Consider the following 13,629-nt stretch of genomic DNA (forward strand, 5'->3'; position numbering starts at 1 on the left):
CTAAACAAAACACGTAAGCTAGTCGTCTTTTATAACCAAATATTCGAAATATTATTCTAATTTTGTAACTCAATCTTCTTAAATTTATTAAAATATCCAAACATGAAAATACTAGTTTGCATCAGTCATGTTCCTGATACTACCTCAAAAATCAACTTTACAAACGCTGATACTGAATTTGACACAAATGGCGTACAATATGTAATCAATCCTAATGACGAATTTGGATTAACCCGTGCTATTTGGTTCCAAGAACAACAAGGAGCTACTGTAACTGTAGTAAATGTAGGCGGTCCGGAAACAGAACCTACTTTAAGAAAAGCATTAGCTATAGGCGCTAACGAAGCAATTCGTATCAACGCTACACCTACAGACGGATTTTTTGTTGCTAAACAATTAGCCGAAGTTATAAAATCAGGCGCTTACGATTTAATCATTGCCGGAAAAGAATCATTAGATTATAATGGAGGAATGGTTCCTGGAATGACTGCAGCACTTTTAGATTACAATTTTTTAAATTCCTGTATTAATATCACTGTTGACGGAACAAATGTAAAAGCAGTTCGTGAAATTGATGGCGGAAAAGAAAGTATTTCTACTTCATTACCATTAATTATTGGTACTCAAAAAGGAATCGTTGAAGAAAAAGATTTACGTATTCCTAACATGAGAGGAATTATGACAGCAAGAACTAAAACTCTGAATGTGATCGAGCCTGTTGGGGTTACTGCAAATACAAAAGTGGTAAAATTCGAAAAACCAGCTCCAAAATCGGCAGTAAAAATGATTTCTCCAGATAATTTAGACGAATTAATTAACTTGTTACATAACGAAGCAAAGGTTATTTAAGGTTTTAGATTGCAGATTTTAGATTGCAAACTGCAGTTAAAAAAAAACCTCTTATAATCTTTAATTTAAAACATAATATAAATCAAGTTTTTAGTTTCCAGATTCTGAAATCTGAAATCTAAATTCTGAAATCCGAAATCATCATGTCAATATTAATATATGCCGAATCGGCCGAAGGAAAATTTAAAAAAGTAGCATTCGAAATTGCTTCTTATGCAAAAAAAGTAGCAGAATCTGTAGGAACTACAGTAACTGCTTTAACAATAAATACAGAAAACGTTGCTGAATTATCTAAATACGGAGTTGATAAAGTATTAAAAGTAAACAGTGACAAATTAGCAGCATTTAATGCTAAAGCCTATGCCGATGTTATCAAGCAGGCTGCTCAACAGGAAAACACAAAATTAGTAGTTCTTTCTTCAAGCACTAACAGCATTTACCTTTCTTCATTAGTAGCTGTAAATCTTGAAGCCGGTTTTGCTTCAAATGTGGTAGGATTACCAGTAAGCACTGCTCCTTTTCAGGTAAGAAGAAATGCTTTTTCTAACAAGGCATTTAATGTAACAGAAATCAATACTGATATTAAAGTGATTGGCTTAGCCAAAAACTCTTATGGTATTTTCGAAAATGAATCTTCTTTAACCGAGGAAACTTTTAGTCCAAACATTGCAGATAATGATTTTGGTATCAAAGTAGAATCAGTAGAAAAATCATCAGGAAAAGTATCTATTGCTGATGCTGATATCGTAGTATCTGGCGGCCGCGGATTAAAAGGTCCTGAAAACTGGAATTTAATCGAAGATCTAGGAGCTGTTCTGGGAGCTGCAACTGCCTGCTCTAAACCAGTTTCTGATTTAGGATGGAGACCACACGCTGAACACGTAGGACAAACAGGAAAACCGGTTGCAACTAACTTATATATTGCAGTAGGAATTTCAGGTGCCATCCAGCATATTGCCGGAATTAATGCTTCTAAAGTAAAAGTTGTCATCAACAATGACCCTGAAGCTCCTTTCTTTAAAGTTGCGGACTACGGAATTGTAGGCGATGCTTTTGATGTTGTTCCTAGATTAATTGAAAAATTAAAAGAATACAAAGCGCAAAACTCATAGTTGAGCTACACCTAATAAAAAAAATTCTGCCTAATAAAATAAGATAATCGTATCTTTGCTTATTGGCAGAATTTTTAATTAATATTGCAGCCTAAAATTAGTCAAGAAAGAATTCAAAATTAAAAAACTTAGATTTTTCATTTCAACAATTATGAGCTTAGTCAAATTATCCATAAAAGGAATTTCATACAGCCAAACACAAAATGGGGCCTACGCTTTGATTTTGAATGAAGTAGACGGCGAAAGAAAACTACCTATTGTTATAGGAGCTTTCGAAGCCCAATCTATCGCTATCGCTTTAGAAAAAGAAATAAAACCTCCGCGCCCGTTAACTCACGATTTATTCAAAAATTTTGCTGAACGATTTGACATTGTTGTTAAACAAGTTATAATTCATAAGCTGGTTGATGGTGTATTTTACTCCAGTATTATTTGCGAAAGAGACAAAATAGAAGAAATAATTGACGCAAGAACTTCGGATGCTATTGCATTGGCACTACGCTTTAGCGCACCTATTTTTACTTACAAAAACATTCTGGACAAAGCAGGTATTTACCTAAAAACAAATCCTGATGGAGATAAAGACAGCCAGCAAATGGATGACATTATTTCAAATCCGGAATTTACAACAGAATCAGAAAATAGTGGTCGCGCATACATTAAATTTAGTCTTCAGGAATTAAATGATTTATTAGCTCAGGCTGTTGAGCAGGAAGATTACGAAAAAGCTGCCAATATTAGAGACGAAATTTCAAAAAGAGAATCGTAAATTTAATTTGGTTATTTGTTTTTTCGGTTATTCGAATTAACAAATTACCAAATCCACAAATTATCATTAACAATGAAGCAATATCTGGATTTAGTCAAACATGTTATGGAAAACGGCTGCCAAAAAGGCGACCGAACTGGAACAGGAACTAAAAGTGTATTTGGTTACCAAATGCGTTTTGATTTAAGCGAAGGTTTTCCAATGGTTACCACTAAGAAACTACATCTTAAGTCAATCATTTACGAATTGCTTTGGTTTTTAAAAGGCGAAACTAATATTAGTTACCTTAAAGAACACGGTGTAAAAATATGGGATGCCTGGGCAGATGAAAATGGGGATTTAGGACCGGTTTACGGACACCAATGGCGTAACTGGAATAGCGAAGAAATTGATCAGATTTCGGATTTAATTCAGGAATTAAAAACCAATCCTAACAGTCGCAGAATGCTTGTTTCGGCATGGAATCCTTCGGTATTACCAGATACTAAAAAGTCATTTGAAGAAAACGTAGCTAACAATAAAGCCGCGCTACCTCCATGTCATGCCTTTTTTCAATTTTATGTTGCTGACGGAAAATTATCCTGTCAATTGTACCAAAGAAGCGCTGATATCTTTTTAGGAGTTCCGTTTAATATTGCTTCTTATGCTCTATTAACCATGATGATTGCACAGGTTTGCGATCTTGAACCAGGAGATTTTATTCACACTTTTGGCGACGCACACATTTACAATAATCATTTCGAACAATTAGAATTGCAATTATCGCGTGATCCAAAACCATTACCAAAAATGATTTTAAATCCAGCAGTAAAAAACATCTTCGATTTCGACTATAATGATTTCACTCTCGTAGGTTATGAACCTCACGAAACCATAAAAGGAAGCGTAGCGGTATAAGTTTTAGAAATTCCAAATTAAACAAATTCCAAACTCCAAGTTAACAATTGGAATTTGGGATTTTTTTATTGATATTTTAAAAAAATAGCGTTTTAGATTAAACCTCTAAAACGCTATTTTCTGCACCTGCAAATTCGTTCCATTTATAAGAATCAGCCTCAGTTTCGTTGATATATTCTCCATCAACTAAATACTTAAACTCGTAAGCAGCATCTTTATCTAAATCGAAAGCTCCTTTAAAAGTTCCGTTTTTCAATTTACTTAAAGTTCCTTCTTCCGGATTCCAATTATTAAAATCGCCAACAACTGCAACCTGAGCTGCCTCTTTAGCCTCAATAGAAAATGTAACTTTACAAACCGGTTTTGACTTTATGAACTGTTTTTTAATTGGCATAACTATTTCATTTATAGATTTATGAAAACAAAGTAAGTCAATTTATTCGAAGTTGAAACATCTAAAAGTAAGTTTTAAGATAATGCTTTATAAAATGTTAAAAACAAACTAATCTCTCAAATTTAAGAGGAATATATTTTCAAAAAACAAAAAATAAGACTCCTTAATTTCAAAAATATCTTAGTCAAAAGAGACATTTCCAAATTAAATTTTATCTTTATAAACAAAAAATCAACCTATGAAAACGGAACAATATGAATTATACGAATATGCCCGAAAACGTATAAAACAAAAAAGAATAGTCTATTTTCATTTTGTACTATTATTTTTAGCTGCTTTATTTTTATTTGTCGCTACTAAAGTTTTTGATTTTAATCAAAATGCAGACTGGCATATTTGGCTCATTACTGCCTGGCTTTTTATATTTATTTTACATTTCATCAAAGTTTTTATTACCGATCGTTTCATGAGTAAAAATTGGGAAAAAGAACAAATTGAGAAATTAGTAACCTTACAGGAAAATAAAATAAAAGAGTTAAACAATCAAATAAACGAAGACTCTTCTACTAAATAATTACGAATGATTACAATGATTGCGGCGGCAGCCGAAAACAAGGCACTTGGAAAAGACAACCAATTAGTCTGGCATTTACCTAACGATTTTAAACGTTTTAAAAACCTAACTACAGCTCACTACATTATAATGGGAAGAAAAACTTTTGAAAGTTTTCCAAAACCATTGCCTAACCGCACACATGTTATCATTACACGTCAATCTGATTATCAGGCCGAAGGCTGTATCGTTGTTGACAGTATCGAAAAAGCCATTGAAAAATGCCCTAAAAACGAAGAGTCTTTTATCATTGGCGGTGGCGAAATCTATAAATTAGCCATGCCTTATGCTGATAAAATTGAACTTACAGTAGTTCATCACTCTTTTGAAGCCGATGCTTTTTTTCCTGAAATCAAACCCGAAGAATGGAAATTAATCAATAGCGATTTTCAATCAAAAGACGAGAAACATCTGTACGATTATAGTTTTGAAACTTATATTCGAAAATAAAAAAACACCTCTTTATTGAGGTGTTTTCTCTAAACTTAAATTGCAATAATAATTTAGAGAAAGTTCTAATCTTGAAAAATAATCTGACCTAATAATACTAAATTTATCAATAGCAAACTCATTCCTGAAATGAGAATAATATTATTAGCTACTTTTTTAGAAAACATCTCAAAAAAGCCTTTAATACCAAATACCACAAAGGTGCTAAAGGCAAAGAAAATTAAAATTTCTAAAAATAAATTTAGTCCTAAGAACGTATTTTGCGTTTTCATTAAAGCACAACTTTTAACCAAAGCAGCGCCGTCAAAATATAACACAAGAGCAAATGCAATTACCAACGCAAAAAATAACCATTTGAGCTGAACCTTCAATTCTTTATTAATTATTGTAAATAAATTCATGGGATAAATTTCGGCATTACAACAATGTAATACAATACCCACTTTTAGTGATTTTTTACATTATATAAAAATCAAAAATAAAAGCAACAATAATTGAATTTGAAAGTCAATTTGAACACTAACTTAAATTGCATTATAGTATATTTGTCAAAATTTAAAAAATGGCTAAAAATATCACCCCTTATAAAGACTCTGAGTTAGGCAAAAAAGAACAAGTTGCAAAAATGTTTGACACTATATCAGGAAATTACGATAATTTAAATCGTGTAATTTCTTTTGGAATAGATGTTAAATGGAGAAAAAAAGTTTTGCAAATAGTTGCTAAATCTAATCCGGAAACTATTCTTGATATTGCCACAGGAACTGGTGATCTTGCTATTTTAATGGCAAATACTAAAGCTAAAAAAATTACAGGCTTAGATATTTCAGCCGGAATGCTGGAAGTAGGAGTTAAAAAAATTGCAGAGAAAAATCTATCCAATAGGATCCAAATGATTCTAGGCGATTCAGAAAACATTCCGTTTCCTGACAATCATTTTGATGCGATAACTGTTGGTTTTGGGGTTCGAAATTTCGAAAATCTGGAAAAAGGTTTTGCTGAAATTTTAAGAGTTTTAAAACCAAACGGAACTTTTGTTATTTTAGAAACTTCAGTTCCGGATAAAACGCCATACAAGCAAGGTTATAATTTTTACAGTAAAAATATTCTTCCTATTATTGGAAAATTATTCTCAAAAGACAATGTAGCCTATGGTTATTTATCTGAATCGGCTGCAGCATTTCCTTATGGTGAAGCGTTAAACAATATTTTGAGAAAAATTGGGTTTATAGATGTAAAAGCATTACCTCAAACTTTTGGTGTTGCCACAATATATGTAGCGTCTAAACAATAATTAAGTTTCGTTTTAAAATGAAAAAAATAATCGTCTTTATCTTACTCCTACTTTCTCTTAAGGGACATTCGCAGTATAAAGGTATGTTTAGTAAAGACCCGATTATTAACTTAGAAAATTTCCAAAAACAACGTTTGCATTTTGGGTATTATCTGGGATTTAATTCCTTTGATTTTAAACTGGATTATAAAACCGTAGGTCCGGACATTCAGGTAAAAAAAACAACCGGATTCAATGTAGGTGTGGTTACTAATTTAAGACTGCAAGAATACATTGATCTTCGTTTTGAACCGGGTTTGTACTACACTAAACGAACTTTACATTATCCTAATTTTACCCGTGAAATAGACGCAATACGAGATGTAAACAGCACTTATATTCATTTCCCGTTATTGTTGAAATTTTCATCATTGCGTACCGGAAATATTCGCCCTTATATTGTAGGTGGCTTATCGTCTACGTTAAATTTGTCTGCTAATGCAAAATTAAAAGATGATAATTTACAGCAAAAATTCAGAGTAAAATCATGGACAACTAATTATGAATTAGGTTTTGGAATTGATTTTTTCTCCGAATATTTTATTTTTTCTCCTTCTATCAGAGGATGTTTTGGAATCAACGACGAACTTATTAGAGACAATGACCCTAATAGTCCATGGACAAGTAATATTGAATCGCTTAAAAGTAGAGCTATCTTAATAAACTTTACCTTTCATTAAGCCAAATTTCGTTTAAATTCACTCAGGATAATTCCTGTTGCAGTAGCTACATTTAAACTTTCTGCTTGCTGCAAATCTCCAAAACGCGGAATAGAAAGTCGGTTTTTAGTAATTTCTTCTATTGTTTCTGAAATACCATTCGCTTCATTACCCATTACAACAATCGCTTCCTTAGGCAAATTTGTTTTGTAAATATTTTCGCCATCCATAAAAGTTCCAAAAACCGGCAATTCAGTTTGAGAAATATATTCGGGTAAATCAACATAATTGACATTTACTCTGGTAATCGAGCCCATAGTTGCCTGAACTACTTTTGGATTATAAATATCCACCGTTTCTTTAGAACAAATTACTTGTTTGACACCAAACCAGTCACATAATCTTAAAATAGTACCAATATTTCCCGGGTCTCTCACATCATCCAGGGCAATGATTAATCCTGAAGCAATGATAGGTTTTTCTTCCGGAATTTTAAAAACTGCTAAACAGCTATTTGGAGTTGTTAAAGCACTTATTTTCTTTAAATCATTTTCGTGAATCAATGATTTCTTACTATCTAAAACAGTATCAAAATCATGCTGAGTAGTGTACAAATGTTCTAATTCAAAATTAGACTGTAAAAGCTCCTGAATGACTTTTACACCTTCTGCAAAAAATAATTGATTAGCAATTCTATACTTTTTTTGCTGTAAACTAGTTATAAGTTTTATTTGGTTTTTACTAACCATAAAAATATGTACTTTTGAATTAAATATTTTAGACCTCTTGAAAAAAATTTCAACAAAAATATCACTATTTATCCTAATAGGAATAATTATATCTGCCTGTAACGCCGAAAAAAGAGTTCCAGACGGAAAACAACTCCTCTTAAAGAATCATATTTTAGTAAATGGTAAAAAAACAACCGATGAAGATGTTCATAATCAATTGTACCAAAAACCAAATTCTACTTTATTAGGCTATCGTTTACGATTGAATTTATACAATTTAGCTAAACTCAATCCAGATTCTACGTATCAGGCAAAATTTAAAAATAATCCTGGCAAATACGAACGTCAGGCCAAATGGTTATCGGCAAAACAAGTTGATCGATTAGGCAACTCTTTTTTGTATAGCGGAATTCATGATTTTTTAAAAAGAATAGGAGAACCACCTGTAATTATCGACTCAACAAGAACTCAAAAATCGCTTACCCGACTTAAATATTATTATTTCAATAATGGTTATTTTGATGTCGATATTAGTTCTAAGCACGATACTGTGAGTTTAAAAAGAGGAAAAATCACTTATGACGTTACCACTAATAAAGCTTATTATCTGGATTCCATAAGAGCAAATATAAGTTCCCGCGAGATAGATTCTTTATACGGTATTGCTAAGAAAGATGCCTTAATTGAATCAGGAAAACAATACAAAACGGCTGATTTCTCCGATGAAAAAAACCGTCTTTCTACTTATTTTAGAAATCACGGCGCTTATTATTTTCAACCTACTTCTATAGTATTTGATATTGATACTATTGGCAAAAAAAACAAAGCTAATGTAAGTGTAAATATTAAAGATTACAGCAACCAAGACAGTGATTCTACAAAAACCGAAGATTTCAAGTTATATAAAATCAGCCGTGTTGACGTTTACACTGATTTTTTACCAAATACCAGTAAACAAAATATTACCGACAGCGTTTCTTACCAAAATTTCAACTTATACAGCCGCGAAAAACTAAGATATAAACCGCACGCCATAACGGATGCTATTTTTATTACAAAAGGAGCTTCTTTCGCAGATTTCAGAACTACTTTAACCTCCAGATATTTAACGAATCTTAAAGTATTTAATCCACCAAGTATTCAATATGAAGTCGATAAAAAAGATACGCTTCAAAATTCTTTGATTGCAAAAATCTATTTGACACCAAGAAAAAAGTATAGTTTTGGATCATCAGTCGACCTTACGCATTCGAATATTCAGGATATAGGAATTTCGTTTAGTCCATCAATGACTATTCGAAATATTTTTAATGGAGCCGAAACACTCGAAATCTCGACCCGTGCCAACATTGGTTCATCACGAGATTTAGCAAATCCTAACAATCAGTTTTTTAATGTGTCTGAATATGGAGTTGATTTTAAATTAAATTTTCCACGAATATTTTTGCCTTTTGCTACCGAAAGAATTATTCCTAAAAGTATGATTCCGTCAACTTTAATTGGTGTGGGTTATGCTACGCAAAAGAACATTGGATTAGATAAAGAAAATTTCACCGGAACATTCTCTTACAACTGGAATCCTAAAAGATACAATACAGCACGTTTTGATCTTTTAAATGTACAGTTTGTACGTAATTTGAATGCCCCAAATTATTTCAACGTTTACGGCTCATCTTACAATGCTTTAAATGAAATCGCAAAAAAATATCCTGTAAATACAGACTATATCGAAGATGGTGATTTAGTTATTGAGCGAGGAACTACTGGTTTTATTAGAGATGCTATCGGAGGAAGCTTAACACTATCTGATAATGATTTACAAGAAGTAAGAGGTATTGAAGAAAGAAGAGTGCGATTGACTGAAAACGACTTTATTTTGGCAACCAATTTTTCATTCACTAAAACCACAAAAACAGATTTAGCCGATAATGATTTTTATCTTTTTAAAACCAAGATAGAATCGGCTGGTTCATTATTATCTTTACTTACGAACCTGACCAATCAAAAACCAAATCAAAATGGGAATCAGGAATTATTTAATTTAGAATATTCTGAATACATAAAAACTGAATTTGATTTTATAAAACACTGGGATTTAAGAAAGGAAAAAGTGTTTGCCATCCGAACGTTTTTTGGTATCGCAATTCCGTTTGGAAACTCTAATTATATTCCGTTTTCCCGAAGTTATTTCTCAGGAGGTTCGAATGATAATCGTGCCTGGCAACCCTATAGCTTAGGTCCTGGACGTAGCGCCACAACTAATGATTTTAATGAAGCCAATATGAAAATTGCTGTAAGTGGTGAATTTAGATTTAAACTTTTAGGCGATTTAAAAGGAGCTTTATTTGCCGATGCCGGAAATATCTGGAATGTTTTTGATAACGTAACTGATGAAAAAGCAATTTTTAATAATCTCGCCAGTTTGAAAGATATCGCATTAGGTTCTGGTTTTGGACTTAGATACGATTTAAACTTCTTTGTTGTTCGATTTGATTTTGGTTTCAAAACCTATAATCCTGCTGATGAATCGGGTAAAAAATGGTTTAGAGATTACAACTTTGGACACACTGTTTTAAATTTTGGAATAAATTATCCTTTCTAATGCTAATAAATTCTTATTTTTGCGAACTACTAAAAACAAAAAAATAACACTAAAAACAAAAAAACAAAATGGCACACAACATTAAAGCAGGTGTAGCAACGGGAGATCAGGTACAGGAAATTTTTAATTATGCAAAAGAAAAAGGATTTGCACTTCCGGCGGTAAACGTTACAGGATCTAACACTATTAACGGAGTTCTTGAAACAGCTGCAAAATTAAACGCACCAGTTATTATCCAATTCTCAAATGGAGGAGCACAATTTAATGCGGGAAAAGGACTTTCTAATGCAGGAGAAAAAGCAGCTATTGCAGGTGCTATTGCAGGAGCAAAAAGCATCCATACTTTAGCCGAAGCTTACGGAGCAACTGTAATTTTACATACTGACCACTGCGCAAAAAAATTATTACCTTGGATTGATGGTTTACTAGACGCTTCAGAAGAGCACTTTGCTGCTACTGGAAAATCTTTATTCAGTTCACACATGATTGACTTATCTGAAGAGCCAATTGAAGAAAACATCGAAATTTGCAAAACTTACTTAGAAAGAATGAGCAAAATTGGTATGACACTTGAAATCGAACTTGGAATTACAGGTGGAGAAGAAGACGGTGTTGACAACTCTGATGTTGATAGCTCAAAATTATACACTCAACCGGAAGAAGTAGCTTATGCTTACGAAGAATTATCTAAAGTGAGCCCTAAATTTACAATCGCTGCTGCTTTTGGAAACGTTCACGGTGTTTACAAACCAGGAAACGTAAAATTAACTCCAAAAATCTTAAAAAACTCTCAGGATTTCGTTCAAAACAAATTCAACACAGGACATAATCCAGTTGATTTTGTTTTCCACGGTGGATCAGGTTCTACTCTTGAAGAAATCAGAGAAGGAATTAGCTACGGAGTTATCAAAATGAATATCGATACTGATTTACAATTTGCTTTCACTGAAGGAATTCGTGATTTTATGGTTGACAATCTTGATTATTTAAAAACACAAATTGGTAACCCAACTGGTGCTGACGCTCCAAACAAAAAATACTACGATCCAAGAAAATGGTTACGCGAAGGAGAAGTAACTTTCAACGCAAGACTTGAGCAAGCATTTGCTGACTTGAACAACGTAAATACTTTATAAAAGTATACAGTATTCAGTTTTTAGTGTTCAGTTTTCAAGCTGAACACTAAAATAATAAAAAGCTGAACACTGAAATTTAATTACTGAACACTGAACACTAGAACAAATGGCTTGGTTTAAAAGACAAGAAAAAGGAATCACAACTCCTACTGAACAGAAAATGGACGTTCCAAAGGGACTTTGGTACAAATCTCCTACTGGAAAAATTATTGATGCCGACGAACTAGAGCGCAATTTATTTGTAAGCCCTGAAGATGGTTTTCACGTAAGAATAGGTAGTGCTACTTATTTTGAAATCTTATTCGACAACAATAAGTTTACCGAATTAGATGCTAACATTACATCAAAAGATCCGTTAAACTTTGTTGATACAAAGAAATATTCAGATCGTTTGAAAGACGTTATGGATAAAACTAAACTTAAGGATGCTGTTCGAACTGGGGTAGGAAAATCTAAAGGAAAAGATGTTGTTATTTGCTGTATGGATTTTGCTTTCATCGGAGGTTCTATGGGAGCTGTTGTAGGTGAAAAAATCGCAAGAGGAATTGATCATGCTATCAAAAACAAATTACCATTTGTAATGATTTCTAAATCAGGTGGAGCGAGAATGATGGAAGCTGCTTATTCTTTAATGCAATTAGCAAAAACATCGGTAAAATTAGCGCAACTTTCTGAAGCAAAATTACCTTACATTTCTTTATGTACTGACCCAACAACCGGAGGAACAACTGCTTCTTATGCTATGTTAGGAGACATCAACATTGCTGAACCAGGTGCTTTAATTGGATTTGCCGGACCTCGTGTTGTAAAAGATACCACAGGAAAAGATTTACCAGAAGGTTTCCAAACTGCTGAATTCCTTTTAGAGCATGGTTTCTTAGACTTTATAACTGCCAGAAAAGAATTAAAAGACAAGATTAACTTGTATATTGATTTGATTCAAAACAACGAAATCAGATAAATAAAAATCCCGAGTAATTCGGGATTTTTTATTTTATTACTTATCGAAAAAGCTTTTAACTAAGCGCTTTTTCTCATATCTTTTTCAGCCAATTTAAATGCTAATTTTTCTCGCCAAATTGCGTAGCGTTCTTTAAAAACAACCTTAATCGCGCTATCAACAATTCCATGTCTGAATAAACTCCACACACTTGCCATTTTTCTGGCTGGTGATTTATCCCAGGCGCGAAGTGTTAATGAAAAAGATCCATCAATATAACGCATCCAATGCCACATTCCGGTTGGCATAAATAAAGTATCGCCATGTTCCAGAAAAACTTCATAACCCTCTACTCCTTTTAAAGCAGGAAATTTTTCAAAATCCGGATTGGCTACATCATAATCTTCTAATGCATACGTGGTATTTGGTACACAGTACAATCTTTTTTTCCATTTGTAATCAAACAAAATAATATGTTTTCGTCCACCAAAGTGAGTATGGAAAAGATGAGACAAATCAATATCATAATGCAAAAAAGTAATTGCATTAGAGCCTCCAAAAAACATAGCAGGAACGCTTTCAATAAAACCACCCATTAAATCTTTAGGCAATTTTACATCTTTAACTAATTCCGGTCGGTGTTTAAAAAGATTAAAGAAAAAAATTCGCAAATCAGTTGGTTCTCTTTTTATCAAATCCAGATATTCTCCAAATTTCATACTTCCCACCGAAGCATTAAGTACTTTTTTAGGATCGGCCTTTGAGTTATCGGCAAGTTTTACTTCTATATCGCCCGCTAATTCTTTAAAATAGTCCGTCGTCCATTTTTCACGAGCTGGCCAGTCTTTAGTTAATCCTTTTATAATTAACGGCTTTTTTTTATCTAAATAGTTTTTCTTAAAATCCGCTCTGGAAATAGACTCAACTACATCTACATTTTTTAAAATAAAGCTCATTTATATTTGATAATAATTTGTTAGCATAATATTCATAGTAAATACACAAAAAAAATAGTGACAGCTACCAAAGTTACACAAAAATTAAAATACGCCAACATTTAAAAATGAATTGTAAATAAGAATTTTTATCTCAAAAGAATGTAATACCAAGATTATTCCTCCTCCGTCGGAATGAACTGTGCTAA

15 protein-coding genes are annotated in these 13,629 nt (G+C 32.6%); 11 read left to right on the plus strand and 4 right to left on the minus strand.

Annotated elements, in window-relative coordinates; all coding sequences use genetic code 11:
- The first annotated feature begins 102 nt into the window (after positions 1 to 102).
- The 4 genes from FEM21_RS15530 to FEM21_RS15545 all read left to right on the plus strand — a co-directional run bounded on the left by FEM21_RS15530 (position 103) and on the right by FEM21_RS15545 (position 3,627).
- Positions 103 to 849 (plus strand): electron transfer flavoprotein subunit beta/FixA family protein, encoded by a 747-nt coding sequence (locus FEM21_RS15530; protein WP_035662455.1) that lies wholly within the window; start codon positions 103 to 105, stop codon positions 847 to 849.
- Positions 850 to 992: 143 nt separating this feature from the next.
- Positions 993 to 1,961 (plus strand): electron transfer flavoprotein subunit alpha/FixB family protein, encoded by a 969-nt coding sequence (locus tag FEM21_RS15535; RefSeq protein WP_035662457.1) that lies wholly within the window; start codon positions 993 to 995, stop codon positions 1,959 to 1,961.
- Between the two features lie 151 nt (positions 1,962 to 2,112).
- Positions 2,113 to 2,730, plus strand: coding sequence for a bifunctional nuclease family protein (locus tag FEM21_RS15540; protein ID WP_035662459.1), 618 nt, complete (start codon positions 2,113 to 2,115; stop codon positions 2,728 to 2,730).
- A 72-nt stretch (positions 2,731 to 2,802) separates the two neighbouring features.
- Positions 2,803 to 3,627 carry a thymidylate synthase gene (locus FEM21_RS15545; protein WP_035662461.1) on the plus strand — a complete coding sequence of 275 codons (825 nt, stop codon included), beginning with the start codon at positions 2,803 to 2,805 and terminating at the stop codon, positions 3,625 to 3,627.
- A gap of 97 nt (positions 3,628 to 3,724) precedes the next feature.
- Here FEM21_RS15545 and FEM21_RS15550 read toward each other — a convergent pair whose 3' ends face one another.
- Positions 3,725 to 4,021, minus strand: a complete 297-nt coding sequence (locus tag FEM21_RS15550) for an isoamylase early set domain-containing protein (RefSeq protein WP_035662463.1) — start codon at positions 4,019 to 4,021, stop codon at positions 3,725 to 3,727.
- Positions 4,022 to 4,259: 238 nt separating this feature from the next.
- Between FEM21_RS15550 and FEM21_RS15555 the strand changes: the two genes are divergently transcribed.
- Positions 4,260 to 4,595 (plus strand): 2TM domain-containing protein, encoded by a 336-nt coding sequence (locus FEM21_RS15555; RefSeq protein ID WP_035662465.1) that lies wholly within the window; start codon positions 4,260 to 4,262, stop codon positions 4,593 to 4,595.
- Between the two features lie 6 nt (positions 4,596 to 4,601).
- Positions 4,602 to 5,084, plus strand: coding sequence for a dihydrofolate reductase (locus FEM21_RS15560; RefSeq protein ID WP_035662467.1), 483 nt, complete (start codon positions 4,602 to 4,604; stop codon positions 5,082 to 5,084).
- 65 nt (positions 5,085 to 5,149) lie between these two features.
- On the opposite strand, the gene FEM21_RS15565 is transcribed toward FEM21_RS15560, so the two are convergent.
- Positions 5,150 to 5,485, minus strand: coding sequence for a hypothetical protein (locus tag FEM21_RS15565; RefSeq protein ID WP_051627639.1), 336 nt, complete (start codon positions 5,483 to 5,485; stop codon positions 5,150 to 5,152).
- 161 nt (positions 5,486 to 5,646) lie between these two features.
- Here FEM21_RS15565 and ubiE point away from each other — a divergent pair, with 161 nt between their 5' ends.
- Together ubiE and porT are read left to right on the plus strand one after the other, a co-directional pair.
- Entirely contained in the window at positions 5,647 to 6,378 is a 732-nt protein-coding gene (gene ubiE, locus FEM21_RS15570; protein ID WP_035662469.1) for a bifunctional demethylmenaquinone methyltransferase/2-methoxy-6-polyprenyl-1,4-benzoquinol methylase UbiE, read from the plus strand.
- 17 nt (positions 6,379 to 6,395) lie between these two features.
- Positions 6,396 to 7,097, plus strand: a complete 702-nt coding sequence (gene porT / locus FEM21_RS15575; protein ID WP_035662471.1) for a type IX secretion/gliding motility protein PorT/SprT — start codon at positions 6,396 to 6,398, stop codon at positions 7,095 to 7,097.
- On the opposite strand, the gene FEM21_RS15580 is transcribed toward porT, so the two are convergent.
- Entirely contained in the window at positions 7,094 to 7,825 is a 732-nt protein-coding gene (locus FEM21_RS15580; RefSeq protein WP_035662473.1) for a TrmH family RNA methyltransferase, read from the minus strand. The two genes, porT and FEM21_RS15580, sit on opposite strands and share 4 nt — an antisense overlap.
- Positions 7,826 to 7,862: 37 nt before the next feature.
- Here FEM21_RS15580 and tamL point away from each other — a divergent pair, with 37 nt between their 5' ends.
- The 3 genes from tamL (at position 7,863) to accD (ending at position 12,506) form a co-directional block, all read left to right on the plus strand.
- Positions 7,863 to 10,409, plus strand: a complete 2,547-nt coding sequence (gene tamL / locus FEM21_RS15585; protein ID WP_051627640.1) for a translocation and assembly module lipoprotein TamL — start codon at positions 7,863 to 7,865, stop codon at positions 10,407 to 10,409.
- A gap of 68 nt (positions 10,410 to 10,477) precedes the next feature.
- Complete coding sequence (gene fbaA / locus FEM21_RS15590; RefSeq protein ID WP_035662475.1) at positions 10,478 to 11,545, plus strand: class II fructose-bisphosphate aldolase; 1,068 nt, start codon at positions 10,478 to 10,480, stop codon at positions 11,543 to 11,545.
- A gap of 106 nt (positions 11,546 to 11,651) precedes the next feature.
- Positions 11,652 to 12,506 carry an acetyl-CoA carboxylase, carboxyltransferase subunit beta gene (gene accD, locus FEM21_RS15595; protein ID WP_035662479.1) on the plus strand — a complete coding sequence of 285 codons (855 nt, stop codon included), beginning with the start codon at positions 11,652 to 11,654 and terminating at the stop codon, positions 12,504 to 12,506.
- A 59-nt stretch (positions 12,507 to 12,565) separates the two neighbouring features.
- Here the strand turns inward: accD and FEM21_RS15600 are convergent, their stop codons facing one another.
- Positions 12,566 to 13,441, minus strand: a complete 876-nt coding sequence (locus FEM21_RS15600) for a cupin-like domain-containing protein (protein WP_035662483.1) — start codon at positions 13,439 to 13,441, stop codon at positions 12,566 to 12,568.
- Between the last annotated feature and the right edge of the window lie 188 nt (positions 13,442 to 13,629).

Source organism: Flavobacterium seoulense, assembly GCF_000695795.1.
Taxonomy (GTDB): Bacteria; Bacteroidota; Bacteroidia; order Flavobacteriales; family Flavobacteriaceae; genus Flavobacterium; species Flavobacterium seoulense.

Bases quoted from the DNA above. Each gene is read 5' to 3' on its own strand.
- FEM21_RS15545 (WP_035662461.1), top strand. From the start codon at position 2,803: ATGAAGCAATATCTGGATTTAGTCAAACATGTTATGGAAAACGGCTGC.
- accD (WP_035662479.1), top strand. From the start codon at position 11,652: ATGGCTTGGTTTAAAAGACAAGAAAAAGGAATCACAACTCCTACTGAA.
- FEM21_RS15580 (WP_035662473.1), bottom strand. From the start codon at position 7,825: ATGGTTAGTAAAAACCAAATAAAACTTATAACTAGTTTACAGCAAAAA.
- FEM21_RS15555 (WP_035662465.1), top strand. From the start codon at position 4,260: ATGAAAACGGAACAATATGAATTATACGAATATGCCCGAAAACGTATA.
- FEM21_RS15550 (WP_035662463.1), bottom strand. From the start codon at position 4,021: ATGCCAATTAAAAAACAGTTCATAAAGTCAAAACCGGTTTGTAAAGTT.
- FEM21_RS15565 (WP_051627639.1), bottom strand. From the start codon at position 5,485: ATGAATTTATTTACAATAATTAATAAAGAATTGAAGGTTCAGCTCAAA.
- porT (WP_035662471.1), top strand. From the start codon at position 6,396: ATGAAAAAAATAATCGTCTTTATCTTACTCCTACTTTCTCTTAAGGGA.
- FEM21_RS15600 (WP_035662483.1), bottom strand. From the start codon at position 13,441: ATGAGCTTTATTTTAAAAAATGTAGATGTAGTTGAGTCTATTTCCAGA.
- FEM21_RS15560 (WP_035662467.1), top strand. From the start codon at position 4,602: ATGATTACAATGATTGCGGCGGCAGCCGAAAACAAGGCACTTGGAAAA.
- FEM21_RS15540 (WP_035662459.1), top strand. From the start codon at position 2,113: ATGAGCTTAGTCAAATTATCCATAAAAGGAATTTCATACAGCCAAACA.
- fbaA (WP_035662475.1), top strand. From the start codon at position 10,478: ATGGCACACAACATTAAAGCAGGTGTAGCAACGGGAGATCAGGTACAG.
- FEM21_RS15530 (WP_035662455.1), top strand. From the start codon at position 103: ATGAAAATACTAGTTTGCATCAGTCATGTTCCTGATACTACCTCAAAA.
- ubiE (WP_035662469.1), top strand. From the start codon at position 5,647: ATGGCTAAAAATATCACCCCTTATAAAGACTCTGAGTTAGGCAAAAAA.
- FEM21_RS15535 (WP_035662457.1), top strand. From the start codon at position 993: ATGTCAATATTAATATATGCCGAATCGGCCGAAGGAAAATTTAAAAAA.